The sequence below is a fragment of the Pseudomonas putida genome (assembly GCF_001636055.1).
GTDB classification, from domain to species: domain Bacteria; phylum Pseudomonadota; class Gammaproteobacteria; order Pseudomonadales; family Pseudomonadaceae; genus Aquipseudomonas; species Aquipseudomonas machongensis.
Window position 1 is genome coordinate 4,884,746 of record NZ_CP011789.1, and the last position, 19,915, is coordinate 4,904,660.

General features: G+C 62.8%; 24 protein-coding genes and 3 pseudogenes. 4 read left to right on the plus strand and 23 right to left on the minus strand.

The window, feature by feature from the left end:
* Positions 1-47: 47 nt before the first annotated feature.
* Positions 48-974, plus strand: coding sequence for a LysR family transcriptional regulator FinR (gene finR / locus AB688_RS21960; protein ID WP_054891021.1), 927 nt, complete (start codon positions 48-50; stop codon positions 972-974).
* A gap of 3 nt (positions 975-977) precedes the next feature.
* Here the strand turns inward: finR and AB688_RS21965 are convergent, their stop codons facing one another.
* Positions 978-1,343: a diacylglycerol kinase gene (locus AB688_RS21965; RefSeq protein ID WP_054891022.1), complete on the minus strand. Its 366-nt coding sequence runs from the start codon at positions 1,341-1,343 to the stop codon at positions 978-980.
* Positions 1,344-1,415: 72 nt separating this feature from the next.
* Entirely contained in the window at positions 1,416-2,066 is a 651-nt protein-coding gene (gene erdR, locus AB688_RS21970; RefSeq protein WP_054891023.1) for a response regulator transcription factor ErdR, read from the minus strand.
* 280 nt (positions 2,067-2,346) lie between these two features.
* On the opposite strand from erdR, the pseudogene AB688_RS27600 reads away from it, so the two are divergent.
* Positions 2,347-2,487 (plus strand): annotated as a pseudogene (locus AB688_RS27600) (hypothetical protein); the annotation flags it as partial.
* On the opposite strand, the pseudogene AB688_RS21975 reads toward AB688_RS27600, so the two are convergent.
* Positions 2,455-3,033: pseudogene (locus AB688_RS21975) on the minus strand (tRNA-uridine aminocarboxypropyltransferase); the annotation flags it as partial. The pseudogenes AB688_RS27600 and AB688_RS21975 sit on opposite strands and share 33 nt — an antisense overlap.
* A 222-nt stretch (positions 3,034-3,255) precedes the next feature.
* Here AB688_RS21975 and AB688_RS21980 point away from each other — a divergent pair.
* Entirely contained in the window at positions 3,256-3,678 is a 423-nt protein-coding gene (locus AB688_RS21980) for a quorum-sensing-regulated virulence factor family protein (RefSeq protein WP_063545888.1), read from the plus strand.
* Position 3,679: 1 nt separating this feature from the next.
* Here AB688_RS21980 and AB688_RS21985 read toward each other — a convergent pair whose 3' ends face one another.
* The gene (locus AB688_RS21985) at positions 3,680-3,883 is read right to left on the minus strand and encodes a hypothetical protein (RefSeq protein WP_054891026.1); all 204 of its coding nucleotides are present in this window, start codon (positions 3,881-3,883) and stop codon (positions 3,680-3,682) included.
* A gap of 356 nt (positions 3,884-4,239) precedes the next feature.
* On the opposite strand from AB688_RS21985, the gene AB688_RS21990 reads away from it, so the two are divergent.
* Positions 4,240-5,358, plus strand: coding sequence for an LOG family protein (locus AB688_RS21990; protein ID WP_063545889.1), 1,119 nt, complete (start codon positions 4,240-4,242; stop codon positions 5,356-5,358).
* Positions 5,359-5,421: 63 nt separating this feature from the next.
* On the opposite strand, the gene recX is transcribed toward AB688_RS21990, so the two are convergent.
* From recX to AB688_RS22085, 19 genes and pseudogenes are all read right to left on the minus strand, one after another.
* Positions 5,422-5,841, minus strand: a complete 420-nt coding sequence (recX, locus tag AB688_RS21995) for a recombination regulator RecX (RefSeq protein WP_063545890.1) — start codon at positions 5,839-5,841, stop codon at positions 5,422-5,424.
* Between the two features lie 67 nt (positions 5,842-5,908).
* Positions 5,909-6,976 carry a recombinase RecA gene (gene recA, locus AB688_RS22000; protein ID WP_063545891.1) on the minus strand — a complete coding sequence of 356 codons (1,068 nt, stop codon included), beginning with the start codon at positions 6,974-6,976 and terminating at the stop codon, positions 5,909-5,911.
* Positions 6,977-7,080: 104 nt separating this feature from the next.
* Positions 7,081-7,563, minus strand: coding sequence for a CinA family protein (locus AB688_RS22005; RefSeq protein WP_063545892.1), 483 nt, complete (start codon positions 7,561-7,563; stop codon positions 7,081-7,083).
* Between the two features lie 59 nt (positions 7,564-7,622).
* Complete coding sequence (locus AB688_RS22010; protein ID WP_081255303.1) at positions 7,623-8,123, minus strand: lysis system i-spanin subunit Rz; 501 nt, start codon at positions 8,121-8,123, stop codon at positions 7,623-7,625.
* A complete protein-coding gene (locus AB688_RS22015) occupies positions 8,117-8,665 on the minus strand; it encodes a glycoside hydrolase family 19 protein (protein ID WP_063545893.1) in 549 nt (182 codons plus the stop codon). The genes AB688_RS22010 and AB688_RS22015 overlap by 7 nt, the downstream gene beginning before the upstream one ends.
* Positions 8,666-8,735: 70 nt before the next feature.
* Positions 8,736-9,092: a hypothetical protein gene (locus AB688_RS22020; protein WP_063545894.1), complete on the minus strand. Its 357-nt coding sequence runs from the start codon at positions 9,090-9,092 to the stop codon at positions 8,736-8,738.
* A 52-nt stretch (positions 9,093-9,144) separates the two neighbouring features.
* Positions 9,145-9,288, minus strand: a pseudogene (locus AB688_RS27290) (zinc finger domain-containing protein); the annotation flags it as partial.
* A gap of 30 nt (positions 9,289-9,318) precedes the next feature.
* On the minus strand, positions 9,319-10,353 hold the full coding sequence (locus AB688_RS22030) for a phage late control D family protein (protein ID WP_063545896.1): 1,035 nt from the start codon (positions 10,351-10,353) through the stop codon (positions 9,319-9,321).
* A 40-nt stretch (positions 10,354-10,393) separates the two neighbouring features.
* On the minus strand, positions 10,394-10,600 hold the full coding sequence (locus AB688_RS22035) for a tail protein X (RefSeq protein ID WP_063545897.1): 207 nt from the start codon (positions 10,598-10,600) through the stop codon (positions 10,394-10,396).
* Complete coding sequence (locus AB688_RS22040; protein ID WP_063545898.1) at positions 10,575-11,420, minus strand: phage tail protein; 846 nt, start codon at positions 11,418-11,420, stop codon at positions 10,575-10,577. Before AB688_RS22040 ends, AB688_RS22035 begins: the two co-directional genes overlap by 26 nt.
* 15 nt (positions 11,421-11,435) lie before the next feature.
* Positions 11,436-13,466 (minus strand): hypothetical protein, encoded by a 2,031-nt coding sequence (locus AB688_RS22045; RefSeq protein ID WP_155738231.1) that lies wholly within the window; start codon positions 13,464-13,466, stop codon positions 11,436-11,438.
* A 124-nt stretch (positions 13,467-13,590) separates the two neighbouring features.
* The gene (locus AB688_RS22050) at positions 13,591-13,893 is read right to left on the minus strand and encodes a phage tail assembly protein (RefSeq protein ID WP_063545900.1); all 303 of its coding nucleotides are present in this window, start codon (positions 13,891-13,893) and stop codon (positions 13,591-13,593) included.
* Positions 13,894-13,904: 11 nt separating this feature from the next.
* On the minus strand, positions 13,905-14,414 hold the full coding sequence (locus tag AB688_RS22055) for a phage major tail tube protein (protein WP_054891039.1): 510 nt from the start codon (positions 14,412-14,414) through the stop codon (positions 13,905-13,907).
* Positions 14,415-14,427: 13 nt separating this feature from the next.
* Entirely contained in the window at positions 14,428-15,594 is a 1,167-nt protein-coding gene (locus AB688_RS22060; RefSeq protein WP_063545901.1) for a phage tail sheath family protein, read from the minus strand.
* 106 nt (positions 15,595-15,700) lie between these two features.
* Positions 15,701-16,297: a hypothetical protein gene (locus tag AB688_RS22065; protein ID WP_063545902.1), complete on the minus strand. Its 597-nt coding sequence runs from the start codon at positions 16,295-16,297 to the stop codon at positions 15,701-15,703.
* 39 nt (positions 16,298-16,336) lie between these two features.
* Positions 16,337-18,073 carry a phage tail protein gene (locus AB688_RS26610; protein ID WP_081255306.1) on the minus strand — a complete coding sequence of 579 codons (1,737 nt, stop codon included), beginning with the start codon at positions 18,071-18,073 and terminating at the stop codon, positions 16,337-16,339.
* Positions 18,066-18,674: a phage tail protein I gene (locus AB688_RS22075; protein ID WP_063545903.1), complete on the minus strand. Its 609-nt coding sequence runs from the start codon at positions 18,672-18,674 to the stop codon at positions 18,066-18,068. Before AB688_RS22075 ends, AB688_RS26610 begins: the two co-directional genes overlap by 8 nt.
* 1 nt (position 18,675) lies before the next feature.
* On the minus strand, positions 18,676-19,557 hold the full coding sequence (locus AB688_RS22080) for a baseplate assembly protein (protein ID WP_063545904.1): 882 nt from the start codon (positions 19,555-19,557) through the stop codon (positions 18,676-18,678).
* Entirely contained in the window at positions 19,554-19,880 is a 327-nt protein-coding gene (locus tag AB688_RS22085) for a GPW/gp25 family protein (protein ID WP_063545905.1), read from the minus strand. Before AB688_RS22085 ends, AB688_RS22080 begins: the two co-directional genes overlap by 4 nt.
* Positions 19,881-19,915: the final 35 nt, after the last annotated feature.

Genomic DNA, 19,915 nt, shown 5'->3' on the forward strand with positions numbered 1-19,915 from the left:
TATCTGTTAACTGAATTATCAAGATATGACTTATCGGTTATATAGATATGCGATTCACTCTCCGCCAGCTTCAAGTCTTCGTCGCCGTCGCCCAGCATCAAAGCGTATCGCGAGCGGCCAATGTACTGGCCCTGTCGCAGTCGGCGGCCAGTACCTCCATCACCGAACTGGAGCGCCAGTCCAGCTGCCAGCTGTTCGATCGCGCCGGCAAGCGCCTGAGCCTCAACGCCCTGGGCCATCAGTTGCTGCCCCAAGCAGTAGCCCTGCTCGACCAGGCCAAGGAAATCGAAGACCTGCTCAACGGCAAGTCCGGCTTCGGCTCGCTCGCCGTCGGCGCCACCTTGACCATCGGCAACTACCTGGCAACGCTGCTGATCGGCAGCTTCATGCAGGTGCACCCGGAAAGCCAGGTCAAGCTGCACGTGCAGAATACAGCGCACATTGTGCAACAGGTGGCCCACTACGAAATTGACCTGGGTCTTATCGAGGGTGACTGCAACCACCCTGACCTGGAGGTGCAACCCTGGGTCGAGGACGAACTGGTGGTGTTCTGCGCTCCGCAACATCCGCTGGCCAAGGTCGGCCGCGCCAATATCGAGGCCTTGTCCCAGGAGGCGTGGATCTTGCGCGAACAAGGCTCAGGCACCCGCCTGACCTTTGACCAGGCCATGCGCCACCACCGCGCCAACCTGAACATCCGCCTGGAGCTCGAACATACGGAAGCGATCAAGCGCGCCGTGGAGTCGGGTCTGGGGATTGGCTGCATCTCGCGCCTCGCGCTGCGCGACGCTTTCAGGCGCGGCAGCCTGGTGGCAGTGGAAACCCCGGAGCTGGATCTGCTGCGCCAGTTCTACTTCATCTGGCACAAGCAGAAGTACCAGACCTCGGCCATGCGTGAGTTTCTCGAGCTGTGCCGCAGCTTCACTGCGGGGGTGCAGCGCAGCGACGAGATCGTGCTGCCGACCATCGCCTGAGCGTCAGCCGAGCAGGATTACGCCCCAGACCAGCGCCACCATGCTCATTGCCACCAACTGCGCAGCACTGCCCATGTCCTTGGCGTTCTTCGACAAGGGGTGACGGTCCAGCGAAATGCGGTCGATGGCAGCCTCGACCGCCGAGTTGAGCAGCTCGACGATCAGCCCCAGCAGACACACCGCGATCAGGATCGCACGCTCGCCGCGACTGACCGGCAACCAGAAGGCAGTCGGGATCAGCAGCACATTGAGCAGCACCAGTTGGCGGAAGGCAGCCTCGCCCTTGAAGGCGGCGCGCAGGCCGTCGAGCGAATAGCCGGCGGCATTGAAGATGCGTTTCAGGCCGGTCTGGCCCTTGAATGGCGACATGTGAGTCAATTCACCTGAAAAAGACCTGCAGGCTAGTCCAGCCTGGGTCAAAAAAGCGTGAAGCCGGAAGGCTCAGTTGGCTGAAACCGATTCAAGTTGTTGCAGCAGCAAGGCGGCCTGGGTCCGGGTACGCACGCCCAGCTTGCGGAAGATCGCGGTGACGTGGGCCTTGATGGTCGCCTCCGAAACGCTCAGCTCGTAGGCGATCTGCTTGTTCAACAAACCTTCGCAGACCATGGTCAGCACCCGGAACTGCTGCGGCGTCAGGCTTGCGAGCCCTTCGCTGGCGGCTTTGGCCTCGGCCGACACATCAACCTTTTCGAACGCCTGCGGCGGCCACCACACTTCGCCGTCGAGCACCTTGCGCACGGCGTCCTGGATGGTTTCCAGCGGGCTGGACTTCGGAATGAAACCGCTGGCCCCGAACTCACGGGACTTGACCACCACGGCCGCCTCTTCCTGCGCCGACACCATCACCACCGGAATCTGCGGGTATTGCCCACGGAGCAGGACCAGCCCGGAGAAGCCATAGGCACCTGGCATGTTCAAGTCGAGCAGGACCAGGTCCCAGTCGGATTTCTCGGTCAGGCGGGTTTCCAGTTCGGCGATGCTTGCCACCTCCACCAGACGTACGTCCTGCCCGAGGCCGAGGGTCACGGCCTGGCGCAAGGCGCTACGGAACAGCGGATGGTCATCGGCAATCAGGATTTCATATGTAGCCATCGATCCAGGGGTCCTGTTCTGTGCCAGGCGCTGTGGGGTATGGGGCCTGTGCCTGGCGGGCAACTCAAGGCGCGGGCGGCGGCGCCGCCAGCGGCAAGGACACGATGCAGACCAGGGGTAGCGGCTGCGTCGTGGCCGAATCGGCGCCAAGGATGCCGAGCACCGTCCGGGTGGTCAAGCCAATTGCCCGGCGGCCTCGCCCACCCTGGCGACCTGCTCGACAGTATGAACCAATCCGGCTAGCTTGCCCCTTGGACTATAGGAAGGTATGCAAGCGTTGATGCGGCTCATCCTGGTCGTCCAGTGCCAGGTGTCGCTTGCCGCTCAAGTAGTGCAGGCTGAACACGTCAAGGTAGGCATCCAGCGCCTGGGAGGCACGGTTGTCGCCGGCCAGGTCCAGACACATGGCCGCCACTTCCGCGGTGCAGAAATGATCGTCACGCTTGGAGCGGCGCAGGCGGTAGCGCGACATCTGCTCGGCCTCCAGGCTCAGCACCGGGAAGCGGTCCAGGTACGGGCTCTTGCGAAACATCTTGCGCGCTTCGGTCCAGGTGGCGTCGAGCAGGATGAACAGCGGCCGCTTGCCAGGCTCGCACACCACTTCGTTGACCACCCGCTCCGGTGCGACGAACTCACCAGGGAAGACGATATAGGGCTGCCACTGGGGTTGTTCGAGCAGCGCCAGCAAGCGCGCATCGACATCCGTGCGCTGCCAGCCGAAGGCCCAGGTGTCTTCGATCAGGTCGGCGATCAGCCAGCCGGTGTTGGTCGGCTTCAATGGCTCGGTGTCGTGCATCACCAGACACATGCCGGCCTGGGCGTCGACCCGAGGCTTCCAGGCGCACAGGCAATGGCTGGCGATAACCCGGCAGTCCGGGCAGCGATCGGCTCGCGAACCGCGGGCGACGAAGGGTTTGTTGCTGCGCGCCAGACGCTCGGCGCGCAGACGCGCTACCGCATGGCTCATGGCTGCAAGCCTGGCAACGGGAATAGGATGGACACTGCGACAACTCGGCGGGAAACAAAGGTGCCAGTCTACCAGAGCGGGCGCAGGTTTGCCGTGCAGGGCACTGCCAGGCTCCCTTATAATCGAGCCTTTGGCGGCGGCTGCGCCTGGAGCGCGACCAGTTCATGGAACGCCGCCTGCCGGCGCGGGTCAAAGCGCCAGTCACCGAACCAGGAGAGATTCATGCTGCGTCTTATCGTCCCGACCCTGAGCCTGATGCTCGCCCTGCCGCTTGCCGCCAGCGCAGCGTCCAAGCAGGACTACGAGCTGAACCAGATGCTGCAGAAGGTTGCCAAGGAGAGCAGCGTCGGCACGCCACGCGCCGTCAACGAAGACATCCTCGATCAGGGCTACACCGTCGAGAAGGGCAAGGCGTTGGTCAACCACCTGAGCGTGCGTGAAGAACATGCCCAGCGCATGCTGGAAAACCCGGCGCTGGTGCGCAGCCAGCTGGGCGACAGCGTCTGCCGCAACACCGGCTACCGCCAACTGATGACCAAGGGCGCGGTGATGGTCTACCGCTTCACCGTCTACAAGACCAACCAGCCGGTCATGGACCAGGCGTTCGATGCTGCCAGTTGCACCGCTGGCAATAAGAAAAAGTGATTCAGGCGACCTGATCGTCGCTGGCGCGCCGCTGTTCTTCATCGGCGCGCAGATCCGCCAGCAGGGCCTGAAGGTAACGTGATTGCCTGTCGGCGCCTTGCAACCTGCGCAGGCACTCGCCCTCCAGGCTCAAGTGGTGGTCCTTGGCCGCACGCCTGAGCAGTTCATACAACTGCAGGTCCACCTCGATGACCAACCGATGCATGCTTCTTCCTCCCTGCATCGCCCTCTGCCCTCAGTTAAACAAAGCTCGGCAAGGATTGGATCCGATCAGACGAACGGTGACCTTCAGCGAACCGGCACGATCGCGCGCCAGCGTCTAGATTGAAAGCAAACGACAGGCATTTTTCGGCAAGCACAGGAGATTGCCGACGCCACGACGTTGCCGGATCCGCAACGAAAACAGACAAGATGGATACATGCCACTGCATCACGGCCTTGAAGGCCTACTGCAATGCTCGGGATGCACACTCGAGCCACAGCAGCCAGCGACACACGCAGTGTCGTGGCCGGTACTCACCATCGACCGGTCAGAGGTTTTGCTGCAGAAGGAGACGTTGAATGCCTTACCTACCGAATGAACTGCTGTCCAAGCACTTCAGCGACCAGGGAATCGACCTGGGCAGGATTGACGAACAACTGCAACTGGTGGCACCGAACAGCCCCAACCTGCCCCTCTACCGCGACATGATGTTGACCGTGCTGCGCATGGCCAGCGACGACGCCAACCGCTGGAACGCCAAGATCACCTTGCAGGCCCTGCGCGAACTGGATCACGCCTTCCGTACTCTCGAGCGCTACAAGGGCCGACGCAAAGTCACGGTGTTCGGCTCGGCGCGCACACCCCAGGAACACCCGATGTATGCCCTGGCCCGGGAACTGGGCGCCACGCTGGCACGCTCCGAGCTGATGGTCATCACCGGTGCCGGTGGCGGCATCATGGCCGCTGCCCACGAAGGCGCCGGTGCCGAGAACAGCCTGGGCTTCAATATCACACTGCCTTTCGAGCAACATGCCAATGCCACGGTGGACGGCACCGATAAGCTGCTGCCCTTCCACTTCTTCTTTATCCGCAAGCTGTTCTTCGTCAAGGAAGCCGACGGACTGGTCCTTTGCCCGGGTGGCTTCGGCACGCTCGATGAAGCGCTGGAAGTGCTGACCCTGATCCAGACCGGCAAAAGCCCACTGGTACCGGTGGTACTGCTGGACTCGCCTGGCGGCAGCTTCTGGCAGGATGCCCTGAACTTCATCAGCCGTCAGTTGGAAGAGAACCGCTATATCTTGCCCAGCGACCTGAAGCTGGTACGCCTGGTACACAGCGCCGACGAGGCCGTTGAAGAGATCAAGCAGTTCTATAGCAACTACCACTCGAGCCGCTGGCTGAAGAACCAGTTCGTGATCCGCATGCTGCACCCCTTGAGCGAGGCTGCGCTATGCGACATCCAGGAGGGTTTTGCCGACCTGCGGCTGAGCGGCAAGTATCATCAACAGCCCGACAGTAGCGCAGAACATGAAGTAGGAGACTTCAACCACCTGACCCGCCTGACCTTCGCCTTCAACGGCCGTGATCAGGGGCGCCTTCGTGAACTGGTGGACTTCATCAACCTGCCGGAAAACTGGGCAAAACCTCAGCCCATGCACACGACCCAGCATGCGCGAGAAGCGCTGAAAGTCGGTTGAACGAAAAACGGCCAGTACGGCTGACCTGGCAGATATCTGCCTGGTCAGCCGTACTGGCCGTCATTAATCGAGGTCGCGCCCGCTGAGCAGCCGGCCGATCATGTCCATGGAAAAACCACGGTAGGCGAGAAAGCGCGTTTGCTGCGCGCGACTGCGGGGATCCTGAGGACGTTGCCCGCCGAACTTGCGCTGCCAGACGTCCCGTAGGCGGGCCGACCAGTCCACACCGCTCTCGCGCAGTGCCTGATCGATATCGCCACGGTTCAGCCCTCGCTGACTCAGGTCCTCACGAATACGTGCGGGGCCATAGCCGGAGTTGGAGCGATAGGAAATGAAGCTTTCCAGGTAGCGCGCCTCGCTGAGCAGCCCTTCCTCGGCAAGCCGATCGAGCGCAGGCTCGATCAGCTCATCGGTGGCGCCGCGCTGACGCAACTTGCGCGTCAGCTCGACACGACCATGCTCGCGGCGCGCAAGCAGGTCCATGGCTGTCCGCCGAACGGCGACGGGAGTGTCGAGTACGACGGACGACATGCGCGATCAACCAGCGATATCAATAACCGGCTTCAGCATCAGCCATATCGTCGGCATCAGCTTCAGCGGCGGCGGCCTTGCCAGCAGCGGCGACAGCGCCGGAGGTCAGCAGCTTCTCACGAATCTGCTTCTCGATTTCCGAACCGATGGCCGGGTTCTCTTGCAAATACTTGGCAGCGTTGGCCTTGCCTTGGCCGATCTTGTTGCCCTGATAGCTGTACCAGGCGCCGGACTTCTCGACCAAGCCTTGGGCGACGCCCAAGTCGATGATCTCGCCGTTACGGTAGATACCCTTGCCGTAGAGAATCTGGAACTCGGCCTGACGGAAAGGTGGCGAAACCTTGTTCTTGACGATCTTGACGCGGGTTTCACTGCCCACCACTTCGTCACCTTCCTTCACCGCGCCAGTACGACGGATGTCCAGACGGACCGAGGCGTAGAACTTCAGGGCGTTACCGCCGGTGGTGGTTTCCGGGCTACCAAACATCACGCCAATTTTCATACGGATCTGGTTGATGAAGATGACCAGGCAGTTGGCGTTCTTGATGTTACCGGTGATCTTGCGCAGTGCCTGGGACATCAGACGGGCCTGCAGGCCGACGTGCATGTCGCCCATTTCGCCTTCGATTTCAGCCTTGGGTACCAGGGCCGCCACGGAGTCGACGATGATCACGTCGACAGCGTTGGAACGCACCAGCATATCGGTGATTTCCAGGGCCTGTTCGCCAGTGTCTGGCTGCGAGACCAGCAGGTCATCGACGTTGACGCCGAGCTTGCCAGCGTACTCAGGGTCGAGGGCATGCTCGGCGTCGACGAAGGCGCAGGTGGCGCCGTTCTTCTGGGCCTCGGCGATGACCGACAGCGTCAGCGTGGTCTTGCCCGAGGATTCCGGGCCGTAGATCTCGACGATACGGCCCTTCGGCAGACCGCCGATGCCGAGGGCGATGTCCAGGCCCAGCGAGCCGGTGGAGATGGCCGGGATGGCCTGGCGTTCGTGATCGCCCATGCGCATGACTGCGCCCTTGCCGAATTGGCGTTCGATCTGACCCAGGGCCGCAGCCAAGGCGCGCTTCTTGTTGTCGTCCATTGAAATCCTCACGTGTTCGACTTGGCCCTGATGGCCGGAATACCTGTATAAGTAGCCAGTATTATTCCACAGGGATTCGTTTCCGCAAACCCCCGTCGAGCGATTTACTCGGCACCAAGCTGTAACAAGCCGTCTAACGCAGCGATCACCGTCTGTCGGCGCACCGCCTCGCGATCGCCCTCGAAGTGGCGACGCTCGCTGATCACGCGGGCTCCATCGCCCCAGGCCAGCCACACGGTGCCTACCGGTTTGGCCGGCGAGCCGCCATCCGGCCCGGCGACACCGCTGACCGCTACGGCAAACCGCGCGCCGCTGGCGGCCTGGGCACCACGGACCATGGCCTCGACCACTTCCTGGCTGACGGCGCCAACCTGGGTGAACAGTGCCTCGGGGACGCCAAGCTGGCGGGTCTTCTGGGCGTTGGAATAGGTGACGTAACCCGCCTCGAACCAGGCCGAACTGCCGGGAATACGGGTGATCGCCTCGGCGATGCCACCACCGGTGCAGGACTCGGCGGTGGTCACCTGCGCATTGAAGCGGCGCAGGTGTTCGCCCAGGCGGGTAGAAAGTACGGTGATCGGGTCCATGGCAGGCTCCTTGCGTGACTGCGCACTACCCTACCACCCTCATCCCCCCAGGCAAGGATTCACGGCGCCAGCGCGCGGATGTAGGCCTGACAGGCGCGCAGGGCGATCAGCCCCCGGTCGCCGTCGTCGGTGATGGCGATAATTCGTCGAGCATGCGCCGGGTCAAGTCGGGCGCGTACGGCGCCATGATCCACGCCGCTGGCGCCGGTGGCGGCAGGCATTGTGGAACAGGTGGCGTCGCGCTCGACCAGGACCGACAGGCGCAGATCGGCAGTAGCAAGGCGATCACGCAGCCGAGCCTGATTGTGTTGCGCATCGGTAAGCTCCTGGAAATGAATCGACTCGCTGTCGTGCAGCCGTCGCTCGAGCGCCTGGCGCTGCTCGCGCTCACTACGCAGCTGTTCGTTGAGCACCTCGGCCTGCTCCACCCGCTGGCTCGCCTGCAACTCGTCCGACTCGGCGAGCAGACGCTCGTAGCGCCAGGCCTGAACCTGCCAGGCCAACGCGGCGGACAACAGTACCGAGGCAACGTACGCAGCAAACTGCAGGCGGCTCAGCACAATACCTCCCGAGCCCTGGCCCAGAGCTTGAGGCGCTCATCCAGGCCATTGAGCCCACCATTGATATGTCGGGTGATGCGGTTGAACTCACCACGATCGGCCAGGGCATTGAGCCCGCGCGACTGCCAGAACCAGGCCGCCGACTCGCAGGCCCAGCGCGGCTGCTCGAGTAGCTGGGGTTGCGCCAGCAACCGCTCATCACCGAACAGCGCACGGCTGCAAGCCTGGTAGTTGTTGCGCCCGGTGACCTGGATCAGGCCGCGACCGCAATACAGCTGGCCATCACCGTCGGCCTCGGGCGTGTTGCCCAGGCGCAGGGCCAGTGGGCCGGTGTCGTAGCGTGAAAGATAGCGATCGCTGCCCAGTTCCTTCACATAGCGTAACTGGCCGGACTCATGACCGACCTGGGCGAGGAAGGCGGCGATACGCTTGGGGTGATCGATCTCCCAGCGGGCCATGGCTTCGTTGAGAGGCGTAAGAAACGCGCTGGCACGCTGGCCAGCCAGAGGATAAATCTGAATGAGTTGCCGCTCGGTGAGCATGCAGCACCTCCTTGGCGCAAGAAAAAAAGCCCAGGCAATGCCTGGGCTCGGGAACATCGACGCGTTGCTATCAGATGCCCAGCGACGCCATCTCCAACGGCGAGCGATAGGTCGCTGCGGCCTGGGCGATGCAGGCACGGGCCTGCAGGTTGGCGTCCTTGAGATTCTGGATCTCATCGGCGATCCGCTTGGCGCCCTTGACCAGCCACATCCGCGAGTACACCGCGGCCGCGACGCCACCCACGACGATGACCAATGCCGAGAAGAAATCGGCCAATCGTTGCGAACAGATGCTGATCTGCTCGACCGTGATGCGCACCACTTCCACCACCTCCTCGTTGTAGTCGAGGTTAGCGGCCACGCTGGCCCCCCAGATGCTGGTGACCAGTGCCTTGCAGTCCTGAATTTCCTGTGCGGTAAGCGACATGATTACATTCTCCATTGCTATCAGTTTGATCGGCGGACGATTCCGCCAGGTGATCGCTCGCAGGCGATGGCTCGAAGCGCGTGGCTTTCACATGATTCAGCGTGCGGCACCGGCCGCACTTGATCTGGAGCTCGGAAGCGGGGGTGATGCGGGCCAGCAGCTTCCTGCACTGGCCGCAGCGAAACTCGACGAACATGGGCACGTCCTCTGCTGAGTGGGTAGACCGTCACGCCTTGAGTGAAGCGACCTTGCCCGGCGCGCCGCCCTTGTTCCCAGCCTTGCCCGCCTTGCCACCGTTGCACTGCACGGTGGTGCGCCAGCCAGAGCCGGTGAACACCTGCTCGACCGAGTCGATCAGGTACTGGCCGTCGAGCCCGTCGACAAAACCACTGACCTCTATGCTGCGCTCGACGAACAGGTCGGTGCGCCCAGGCATGTCCAGGCGCACGCTGGCAGTCTCGCGATTGAAGCTGGCCAGGCGTGCGCGGGCAGCCTGTTCGGCGGCGGCGCGATTGGGGTACAAGTGGCGGTCGGTATGAACAGGACGCTGGCTGCCCGAGCTTTCGGCGTTGCTCAGTTCGACCACCTTGAGCTCGCCGCTGGCACTGTCCTGGTGACGGGTGCGCACGGCCTTGCGAGTGGCCTTGTCGTCCAGGCGAAATTGCCATTGGCTGACGTCGCTGCGCCGCAGCGTTACCAACCCCAGCGTCTTGCCGCTGGCGCTCTGCCCGCCCTGGCGCGGCAGCACCAGCAGCTGGCCGTTGGCGAGCTTGGCGGTGCAGTCGTACTGGCGGGCCAGACGGGTGATGAAGTTGAAGTCCGACTCGCTGTACTGGTCGATACGCGGCACGTTCAGGGCGACCGGGCAGATCGCCTGCCAGCCGTTGCGCGCACCGATCTCGGCGATGATGCGTTGCAGCGGAACATTCTCCCAACTGCCGCTGCGGATGGTTCTGCCACTGCCGCACAGGTCGCTGGCCTTGCCGCGGATCACCAGGGTGTCCGGCGGCCCGGACAGCTCGACCTCATCGACGGTGAAGCGCCCCAGCAGCGTCAGCGGCTGCCCGGCGTAGCCCAGGTGCACCTCCAGCACCGCGCCGCGAGGCGGCAGGGCCAGGGCACCGTCGCGGGCATCGATGCGCAGCTCGAACGTATCCGACTCCATGCCGGGTTTGTCGGTGGTGCGCAGCAGTAGCAGGCGGTCGTTGATCAGGGCGGTGATGTCCTTGCCATCGGCCTTGATGCTGAAGACAGGTTGCATGACTCATGCCTCCGTTGTCGGTGTGGATATGGGCCTGCGCTCAGTCCCAGAGCTGCACGCTGCTGACCGTGGCAGTGGGCAGGTCCGGTAGCAGGATCATCACGCCGGCGCGCAGGGGCTGGTCTTCGTCGGCCAGCCCCTGATTGGCCTCCAGCACGGCTTCGACCGTGCGGTTGAGGTGGCCGTAATAGTGTTGACAGAGGGTGTCGAGCAGATCGCCGTCAGACGTTTTGCAGGTCTTCGCCATAGCGGGTGAACTCCAGTGAAAAACCCTGTTTGCGTGGAATGCCCCCGGCCAGCAGGTTGCTCTGGTCTTCGTCGATGCTGGTCAGGCACCAGGTGCCGAGCACCTCGCCGTACCCTGTGGTCAGGCTCAGGGGCAGCAACTGGCGACCGATGCTACGCAGGGTCTGCAGTTGGCCCAGACCACCCTTGAAGGAGGGAAAGATCGCACCATGGATGCTGATCGTCTCCTCCCCCTGGCCGACGGCCTGCTGCGCGCTGTCGCGGCTCAGGCGTTCCTGGGCGGCCCAGCGAAAGCGGGTCTGGCGACGCAACTGGTCGAACGCGGCGGTATCGAGGTTGAAGTAGTACGGTGTGGCATTGGCCTTCAGCGGTTGCAGCACCAGCAGGTGCGGGAATGGCTTGATCGCTTCGGCGGTCGGCGTTGTCAGCGGTGCGAAGCCGAAGGTGACGAGCACCCCGCTTGCCACCGCGCGGGCATCGCCCACCACCTTGCGGATCGCCGCGCCAGCCTTGCCTAGGTGTTCGGAGAACGCATCGACACGCTCCTGCACCTTGCGCACCTCGTCGACGCTCTTGTCGTAGCGGGCAATCACTTTGTTGACACGCCCTTGTGCCGAGTCGATGGCACGCAGGGTACGTTGCAGGCGCTTGCCGATGGCCGGACCGATCCAAGGCAATGCTTCGAGTTCAGCCGCGGCTTCCTTGACGTGGTCCACGGCCTGGTTCATCGGGTCGAGCATGGCGCCGGCACGCCGACGCCCCTCCTCGCCCGCCTTGACCAGTGCATGCAGTGCGGCCTGCAACTGCTCCAGGTAGGTCATGAATGTCCCTCCGGTTCAAAATTGTCGTAGAGGGTCTGCCAGACGCGCTTCATCAGCTCTTTGCCGTTCTTCCAGTACCCGGCGCACAGCCAGTTCCAGGTCGGTGGCGAGTTGGTCGTGTGCAACAGCGGCGCCTTGCAGCGTGATGGGGATGTTGGTGGTGAAGTTGAAGGGCTGGCCTGCCCCGCCGGTAATGACCGGTTGGGCCGGGGCTTGCGGCGGAGCATCTGGCAGGACGCTGGCTTGCGGCGGCACCGACAACTGCGCGGCTGGTACCTGCACCTCTACTGCGGGCTTGTCCATTACAGCTGAACGTCCAGACGCTGAGGCCTGCACCGCAACCTTCGGCAACCCCAGTACAGCAGCCGGCCTTGACGGCTTCTGAGGCGATCGAGGGAGCTCGACCTTTACGGCAGCGGGCGCAACGCTGGCGCCATGACTTTCGAATCTGGGAGAAGGCACGATACCGGGGACCAACGAAAGACCAGGAATCGCCGGAGGCCATGCACGAGGCTCAGCGATGGCGCCTGCAACCCGTTGCTTGGCCGCCGCACTTGGCGCCCTCCCCTCATCCACAGGAGGTCTCAACAGATCCCTGACGAGAGCCTTGTCCATGCCGGCAATGTCAGCAGTCGAACCCGGCTTCGGCATAGTCAACATCGAAGGCCGCCGTTGCGATGAACCGCTTGCGGCGGTTGCAAACTGCGCCATAAGTCCCGGCAGTCGAAGAGGAGACGGCGGTCCCGACGTCCTGGCGCGCTCCGGGTTCTGCTCCTGTGCAGTACCGCTTACCTTGGCCGACAACCCGCGCCGTACCGGCTGTGCTGTGGAGGCAAGCTCCGGGTACTGGGTGGCCAAATATTTGCCTAACGCCGACCCAACCTGATCGCCCACAAAGTTGCCGACCGACATCCCTATCGTGGTACCGATCGGACCCAGCAACGATCCGGCGGCACCCAGGGCGCCACCAAGGATCAGGCCCCCTGCCGCGCCGCCATAACCGCTCCACCTTTCTTCACGGGTTTGCGCCGTGCCATAGGTATAGGCCGCCTTTGCACCAGCCTCGATGAACATCGAAGCAAGGGGTATTTTCAATGCCTTGAGGTTCTCTGCGACGCCCTTGGCGGTCCCAGCGACAGCACCTGGGTTGGTGTAACGCCGCTTGAGTACTTCCCAGCTGGCATAACCCCCGCCCACCACCGCAGCAGTCGTAAGCCCGTCCTTGACTGAGCCAGACAGCGTCGAATAAGGATCCGCGTCAGGTTTCGACTGAGTCGATACCGGCGTTGATGGCGGTTTGTCCTTGGCTGTCTCCGATGCAGGGTTCGTGACCCGCTCGCCAGCCCAGGCGCCCAGCTTGTCGCCGGCCATACCGAAGGCAACGCCGCCCACCTCCGAGACCATCGTGCCCCAGCGCGGCACCGCCGCCCCCAAGGCCTTGCCGCCTAATGTGCCGACTGCCGACCCAACCGCACTGAGATAGCCCACTGCCTGCTCCTTCGCCGTGGTGGCGGTGGAAGCGGTGTGGAAGAGCTTCAACCCCAAATCCAACTTGGTTGCAGAGGCAGCCTCCTTGGCCGCAGCCCCTGCTCGAGTACGGGCAGTGGCTCGGCTCGGCGTGGGATCAGCAGAGGCTGACGAAACTGCTTCGCCCTCCCCCGACACCACCCCATGTCGGGCTTCAGGTGCATCAGCGTTGATCCGGGGAGTTGAATCTGCGCGCGGCCGAGGCTGGGGGTACGCATGTACGATCTGAGCGGGCAACTCGAACGGGGGTGAGTTGGATGCGCGCCATCCCTGTTCAGCCAAGGGTAACGGCTGGTGCTCCAGTGCCGGACTGAGTCCTTGCCAGTTCGACAGCTGTGGCACGACCGATGGATACGGGCCTGGTCGCCAGATATCCAGCGGTGATGAAAACGATTGCAGCGCCTTGCCGTAAGGCGCCCAATGATCGGTAAACCTGGCGCGATAGTCATCGAGCGCGCCAGGGAAAGCCGAGCCAGATGCGACGGCTTCCCCCAGGGCAATCCCTGATTTGTTCGCCATCCGTTAATCCTCTCAATCCGAAAGCCACCAGACCATGTCGCTGAACGACATGGTCATGATTTCGCTCGCGGAAAAGTTCAGCTCCTTGGCCAGCCGCCTTGCGGCGGCCTTCTGCCGGGTCGGGTCAAACCTCGTCGTCCTGCACCAGGCGAAAATACCCGGCCTGCAAGCGGCCGTAGTCCTTCAAGGTGAGGCCTTCGAGGTCCTTGATGCCAACTTCGGCCAGCGAGGCGAACAAGTTCAGCTCGCGCTGCTCGTCGTCGCTGGCGCCGCCGGCCTGGGCGTTGCGCATGTCACGCACCGTCGGGGCCCGCAACGTCAGGCTGTCGACCTGAATGCCATTGGCCTCGCTCGGACGCGACAAACGCACCGTGACGCGGTCGGCTGCAAGGTTCAGCCACTGGGGCTGGCGGTTTTCCTGAGCCATGAGCACCTCCCTTACAGGCCCAGCGCAGTACGCTGCGCCGCCAGTTGGTCGACACCATCGATCACCCGCTTCATGCCAAGGGCATCGATCTCGTAGACCAGGCGACCATCAACCTCCAGCTTGTAGTAGCTGAGTGCGACGCTGTGCTTGATCTCGGCCTTGTCGCCGGATTTCCAGTCGCCCATGTCGACTTCCTTGAGCGAGCCGCGCAGGGTGACGATGACCGGATTGATCTGGCCCTTGAGGCCCTTGAAGGCGCCGCGGAACGTGCCGTTGAAGGCCGTGCCATCGGCCAGGCCGAAGAACTTCAGCGACTCGCGGCGCACGCCGGTGGTGGTGAAGGCCGCTTCCTGCTTCTCCATGCCCAGGTCCATCTCGACGGGCATGTCCATGCCACCGGGACGGTGTTCTTCCATTTTCAGGGTCAGTTTGGGCAGGGTCAGGCTGGGTACATCGCCCTGGAAGCTCACACCGTCGACGAACAGGTTCAGGTTGGCCAGGGTTTCGGGAATCATTGCCATGTAGATGCGCTCCTTAAGCGGCGGAATCGAGGACTTCGGTCAGCCACTGGTTGGTGACTTCGACGCGGAAATTGGGGTTTTCGGCAGGCGGTACGTCGGTGAAGCGGATGTTCCAGTACACCTTGCCCTGCTCCAGTTGGCTGGCGGTGTTCAACTCCGGATCGGCGAAGACCTCGAAGTTGATGATCGCGCCCTGGTTCTTCAGGTCGCGCATGAAGGCCTGCAAGCCCTCGGTGACGTCCTTGACGTAGGTGGCGGTGATGGAGCGGTCGACGGCCCACTTGTGGCCGTAGAGGATCGCGTCCATGACGATGTCCATGGTCCGCACGCGGGTGACGAAGGCCCACTTCGGATCGCTGGACAGGGTGCGGTTGCCCCACAGTCGGAAGCCGTCATCGCGAATGATGGTGGCGATGTTGGCGTTGTTCAGCAGGTTGGCGCGGCAGCTGTCGTCGCCATCGAGGAACTCCACCGGGCGACTGGTGCCGGTGATGCCGACGAACTCCTTGTTCGATGGCGAGGCCCAGAAGCCGTACTCGCGGTCAGTGAAGGCGAACAGGCCGGCGACCCAGGCCGAACCTGGCGCATCGACGGTCGCCTCGGCGACGGTGTCGAAGTAGCGCACGCCCGGATCGACCAGGAAGGCGCGCTTGGCGCCGAAGTTCTTGGCGTAGGCGAGCGCGGCTTCGTCAGTGGTGCCAGGGCCGTCGATGATAGCGATGCCGCGCAGCTTGTCGGCCAGTGCCACCAGCGCGGTGCCGACCGCCTGGGTGGCGCTGTGCTTGGGCGCGACCAGCAGGCGCGGCTGGGCGTTGAAACGACTCTTGCCGTCGAGCAGCGCCTGCAGGCCGGTGCGCTTGCCGTCGGCGAGCACGTTGCCGATGATCGCTGCGGTCTGCTCGGCCGCCTCTTCGAGCTTGGCCACGCCGCAAGCGACGATGACCGCCTTGGCGCGGCTGTAGATGGCGCGGCAGGCCTTGGTGATCGCCGCATCGGCGCCGAAGGCGGCCACGGCTTCACGCTCGCTGGTGATGAGGACGAGGTCGTTGGCCTTGGCCGTGACACCGGCACCTTCGGTGAAGGTGTCGACCAGGCCGATGATCGAGGACGACGGCAGTGCGATGTTGCGGGCGCCGGTGTCCACGTTGGTTACGGTGACGCCGTGGAAGAATCCACTCATGTAGGTTGTCTCCAAGTCGGATATAAAAAGGCCCTGCGGGGAATGCAGGGCCTGCGGGGTATTGGGAAATGCTCTTTGACTCTGTCAAAGCATGGACTGGCGGGTTTTAGGACGGCTGCCCCGCGCCCTGATGCGGATTAGGCAAGCCTTCGAGAGATTCAAGCAGCAAAGTTGTCGCCTGGACTCGCTCAATTATTTCTTGATAAAGCGCTTGTCTAGCTTCACCTTCCAAGTTGAATAGTTCATGTTTGCGTAATCTGAAACTGGCCAAGGCTTCGAGAGTGGATTCACGTTGTTGCGCCTTATCGAGGATCAGATTGGTCGCTGCCTCAAGACTCAGCCCCGTAGTGGCGGCATAATATTTAATCCAGCCCCCTGGCTCACCGCTGTAACCTGCTTTACGATAAGCCACTGCAGCTTTTTCACGGGCTGCATATTCGGGTTCGAACCTAACCCATCTGGCATAAACGTCAGCGACCCGGTCATCGATACGTCTGGACAGTTCTTTACTGCTTGGCCAAGAATCTGCGGCATCAACGAGGCGCGGGGGATGCAAGGAAAAGTCTATAAGTTTTCCCTCGCTTTGCCCCGCCAACAAGCACTCGTGGAGATCATCGGATATTGCTTGAGCATCAGGCGGGAGCGTCGACGACACCTCGTCACTGTAAAACGCTCTTGCCTGGCTACTTGCGTAAATGGTCATTTCAGCTCCCTAGAGAATGTTCAAACTTTCTGCACGTGTTCAATAGCCCAGCGCGCGCCAATGCATAGAACGGGAATTGTTCAGGTAGTTATCATTGAAGACCTGGCCTTCGAAGCCAGTAGGGGTAGGGTGACCGTGACTGACTTCTTGGCGTGATAAGCGATAAGAAGGATCGCGGTCGTAATCGTCTATCGCCACTCCGACGGTGACGACCAGGCTCAAGCAGGCAGTTGAAAAGGCGACCGGGAACACCGTATCGATGGATATACTAGAGGCACCCACCAAGGAATAACGAAAGCCCCATTGCTCGATGAGTCCATTAGGTAGGCGATAGTAACCCGTTGTACCTAAGTACTTGGCCCAAGGCTGGCGAAGGTGCTCGACTCCGGTACCTAACATCATCCACTTACCCGTGCCGATGTAAGTCAAATCCACATAGGTATCGGGTGGAAGCATTCGAGGTAGCTTCGACGATGAGGTCGCCATACTTTCCTGTAATTCATCCGCTCCCTGAGGTGTGACCGATAGTGCTTGCCAGCCCCAGTTGTGTACGCGGATCGTGCTGCCGGGAGTGGCTGAGATGAGTGCGGAGTTAGGTACCGTATATGCTTGAATACCACTACCCCAGAAATGTACCACCCCTCCCACGTGAGCGATGGTACCTGCAACGACGGACGTGCCGTTGTAAACCGAGACGCCATTGAATTGCTGACCTCGAGAATGCACGAAGTCTGTGCTCGCCAGCGTTGTATTGGCGGTGAAACGCGGCTGCGTCGGTGCAACGGGATTTCCAGTAAACATCGGGCTGATCAAAGGAGCCTTGAGCGTCAACGCGGTGTCTATCTGGGCAGCAGTGTAAACATCGGTCAGACCATAACCTGCCACAGTGCTAGGGTTCGTCGCCGCCACCACACGCCCATACTTGTCGACTGTTACACTGCGATAGGTCCCAACAGCAACGCCGCTGCGTCCAAAGGCCATTTCGTAGTCCTGGGCGCTGATACCCAAGCTGATAGGCCCGTCGCTCACCAGTTGCCAGGCACTGTCACCATTGACCGTCCCCTTCTCCACCAGCACCAGTAGGCCCGGCGTGATCTTGGCGTCGGTGTTGGCATCGCTGCAACGTGCCCAAGCACCGCCGGCCGCCAAGTACAGGCCGTTGTCCTTGGCAGCCGCCTGGTTCTTGACCAACACCCGGGCCCCAGTGACCAGCGCCACGCCATCGACCGTCTGCAACCCGCTCAAGGCGATGGGTGCAGTAGTCGCTACCAGCACCGAATGCTTGAAATCCTGCCTGGCCAACTCCTCGCTGACCCACTCTCGGGTAGCCAGCACTACCGCAGGGTCAATCTTCAACTGCACATTGCTCGCGCTGCTGACGATCAGGTTCATCCGCACGACCTGAGTACGGCCCGAGCCCTGGCTGAGCAGTGGCTTGTAGGTGGGGGCGCAATTGGCCACCGCGACCATGTCGCCGTCGGCGTCATACAGCGCGATCTCACGGATCCAGCGCCCGCCGTCGTCGGCGGGGATCACCTGCTCGGCGACGATCACCGCGCTGTTCTTGTCGTCCACCTTGAGCTGGTTCAACGGCGCGCGGCGCCATTCGTTGATCAGGCTGGTCTGGGTGGCGTTGGGGGTCGGGTCGGTGCCGTTGGCGTCGCCAACGCCCATCTGGGTGATTTTCCACGGAATGCCCAAGGCATCCGCATTGGCTTGCTTCGCCGCGCCCACATTGGTGAGGATGGCGTAGAACTGAGAAGTCTGGTCAACCATGTGCAATGTCCAAGGTATCGATTGTGTGTTCTCGGCCGCCGCGCCCGATGACGCCATCGACGTCGATATCACGCGGAGCCGGTGGATAGATGTCGAGCTCGTCGCCATCCTGGAGCGCGCAGCCGAGATGGAAGGCGCCGTTGCTTTCCAGGCTGATCACCATGCCGGTCATGTGCCGACTGACGGGACGGGCGTCGTCGATCAGGGCCGACAGTTCGTTGTAGGTCTGCTCGCTGATGCCCGAGTTCTCGACGCCGATCTTCAGCGCGAAAGTCCCCGGCACCCCGGCAGGCTGGGCCTGCCACCACTCCTGCACCTCGATGAGGTAACCGAACGGCTCGACCACCCGCCTGAGGGCGCCGAGGGTGCCCTTGTGGGCATGGACGAAGAATGCCGAGCGAATCACCGAACGCTTGACGGTGTCGCTCCAGCTGTCGTCCCAGCGATCCACCGACCAGGCCCAGGCCAGCTGATAGAGCAAGTGCGCGGGGCAGGTGTCGGGGTTGTAGAGCTGACGCAGGGTGACCTTGAGGTCTTCGTCGCCAGCCGTTTCGATGGCCCGCTCCAGCGGGGTGCGGTTGAGCGGCAGAAGGCTTCGCATGTCAGCCTCCGCGCTTGAGGTCGAAGCCTGTGCACCAGGCAGCCTGGGCCTTGCTCGGGCGGATGTCGGTCCAGTCGATCAACTCGACCCGGCTGACGCCGTCGATGTGCAACTGGGCGTCGATGCCAGAGCGGGCGACCTCGACACCCAGGCGGCGCCGCGGATTGATCCAGGCCTGCAGACGACGCCGGCACTCGCTGAGGATGGCCTCGTACTCGGGGCCGTTGTCGGCCATGTGCAGCACGGCGTCGATCCGGTATGGCAGCACCTGGGCGCTGCGCACATTGACCCGGTCGGCAACCGGGCGGATGTCCTCGTCGTTGAGATAGGCGTTGACTTCGTCGAGCAGCGCCTGGGGCGCGACACCGTCGTCATCGATGCTCAGTACCGTGACATCGACCACCGCCGGCGACGGGCTTTCGGCGGTCGCGTCGGCGACCCGTCCCGAGGCGTTGCGGGCGTGGAGGATGTAACTGTTGCGCGGGCCGGCGGTGGTCAGGCCTTCATAGACCAGTTGCACACGTTCGCGCAGAGCGTCGTCGGACTCGAGAATCGCCTCGGTGGGCGGAACGGTGGTGGGGGCGGCGGCCTGGATCACCAGGCGCTGCAACGAAACGTTGGCCGCCAGTTGGTCAAGGTCGCGGCCCTGGGCATAGGCGAGCAGCAAAGCCTTCGCAGCATCATTGATGCGTGCCCGGTTGAGCAGTTTTCGGTAGGCGCCGACTTCGAGCAGCTTGGTGACCGGATCGCTTTCCAGCTGTGCCGTCCAGCCATCGCCCATATGTGCACGAAAGGTTTCAAGGTCGGCCTCGTACAGCGCCTCGAAATCAAGGTCTTCGAGCAGTTGCGGGGCGGGCAGTTTTGACAGGTCTACCTGGCTCATACGCTCACCTCCACCAGGGCGTCGTCGCCCAGGTAACGACCGCTCAGGGCCAGGCTGACCTGGCCGTCGAGCACGGCCACGACCTTCACTCGCTCCAGTTGCAGGCGTGGCTCCCAGCGCCCAAGGGCGCGGGCGACCTCGGCCTGGACCGCGCTCTTCCAGCCTTCGTTGACCGGCAGGTCGACATAGCGGCGCAGTTGGCTGCCGTAGTCCGGGCGCATGCGGCGACTGCCCAGAGGGGTGGTGAGAATGTCCTCGATGGACTGGCGCAGGTGAGCGATCCCGGCCAGTGGCAAGCCGGTGCGACGGTCCAGGCCGATCATGGCGCGCCTCCCGGAAAAGCCCGGGCGCGTTGATG

What these genes read in the sequence shown, in the direction of transcription:
- finR (WP_054891021.1), top strand. Translation starts at nt 48, where the DNA reads ATGCGATTCACTCTCCGCCAGCTTCAAGTCTTCGTCGCCGTCGCCCAG.
- AB688_RS21965 (WP_054891022.1), bottom strand. Translation starts at nt 1,343, where the DNA reads ATGTCGCCATTCAAGGGCCAGACCGGCCTGAAACGCATCTTCAATGCC.
- erdR (WP_054891023.1), bottom strand. Translation starts at nt 2,066, where the DNA reads ATGGCTACATATGAAATCCTGATTGCCGATGACCATCCGCTGTTCCGT.
- AB688_RS21980 (WP_063545888.1), top strand. Translation starts at nt 3,256, where the DNA reads ATGCTGCGTCTTATCGTCCCGACCCTGAGCCTGATGCTCGCCCTGCCG.
- AB688_RS21985 (WP_054891026.1), bottom strand. Translation starts at nt 3,883, where the DNA reads ATGCATCGGTTGGTCATCGAGGTGGACCTGCAGTTGTATGAACTGCTC.
- AB688_RS21990 (WP_063545889.1), top strand. Translation starts at nt 4,240, where the DNA reads ATGCCTTACCTACCGAATGAACTGCTGTCCAAGCACTTCAGCGACCAG.
- recX (WP_063545890.1), bottom strand. Translation starts at nt 5,841, where the DNA reads ATGGACCTGCTTGCGCGCCGCGAGCATGGTCGTGTCGAGCTGACGCGC.
- recA (WP_063545891.1), bottom strand. Translation starts at nt 6,976, where the DNA reads ATGGACGACAACAAGAAGCGCGCCTTGGCTGCGGCCCTGGGTCAGATC.
- AB688_RS22005 (WP_063545892.1), bottom strand. Translation starts at nt 7,563, where the DNA reads ATGGACCCGATCACCGTACTTTCTACCCGCCTGGGCGAACACCTGCGC.
- AB688_RS22015 (WP_063545893.1), bottom strand. Translation starts at nt 8,665, where the DNA reads ATGCTCACCGAGCGGCAACTCATTCAGATTTATCCTCTGGCTGGCCAG.
- AB688_RS22020 (WP_063545894.1), bottom strand. Translation starts at nt 9,092, where the DNA reads ATGTCGCTTACCGCACAGGAAATTCAGGACTGCAAGGCACTGGTCACC.
- AB688_RS22030 (WP_063545896.1), bottom strand. Translation starts at nt 10,353, where the DNA reads ATGCAACCTGTCTTCAGCATCAAGGCCGATGGCAAGGACATCACCGCC.
- AB688_RS22035 (WP_063545897.1), bottom strand. Translation starts at nt 10,600, where the DNA reads ATGGCGAAGACCTGCAAAACGTCTGACGGCGATCTGCTCGACACCCTC.
- AB688_RS22040 (WP_063545898.1), bottom strand. Translation starts at nt 11,420, where the DNA reads ATGACCTACCTGGAGCAGTTGCAGGCCGCACTGCATGCACTGGTCAAG.
- AB688_RS22045 (WP_155738231.1), bottom strand. Translation starts at nt 13,466, where the DNA reads ATGGCGAACAAATCAGGGATTGCCCTGGGGGAAGCCGTCGCATCTGGC.
- AB688_RS22050 (WP_063545900.1), bottom strand. Translation starts at nt 13,893, where the DNA reads ATGGCTCAGGAAAACCGCCAGCCCCAGTGGCTGAACCTTGCAGCCGAC.
- AB688_RS22055 (WP_054891039.1), bottom strand. Translation starts at nt 14,414, where the DNA reads ATGGCAATGATTCCCGAAACCCTGGCCAACCTGAACCTGTTCGTCGAC.
- AB688_RS22060 (WP_063545901.1), bottom strand. Translation starts at nt 15,594, where the DNA reads ATGAGTGGATTCTTCCACGGCGTCACCGTAACCAACGTGGACACCGGC.
- AB688_RS22065 (WP_063545902.1), bottom strand. Translation starts at nt 16,297, where the DNA reads ATGACCATTTACGCAAGTAGCCAGGCAAGAGCGTTTTACAGTGACGAG.
- AB688_RS26610 (WP_081255306.1), bottom strand. Translation starts at nt 18,073, where the DNA reads ATGGTTGACCAGACTTCTCAGTTCTACGCCATCCTCACCAATGTGGGC.
- AB688_RS22075 (WP_063545903.1), bottom strand. Translation starts at nt 18,674, where the DNA reads ATGCGAAGCCTTCTGCCGCTCAACCGCACCCCGCTGGAGCGGGCCATC.
- AB688_RS22080 (WP_063545904.1), bottom strand. Translation starts at nt 19,557, where the DNA reads ATGAGCCAGGTAGACCTGTCAAAACTGCCCGCCCCGCAACTGCTCGAA.
- AB688_RS22085 (WP_063545905.1), bottom strand. Translation starts at nt 19,880, where the DNA reads ATGATCGGCCTGGACCGTCGCACCGGCTTGCCACTGGCCGGGATCGCT.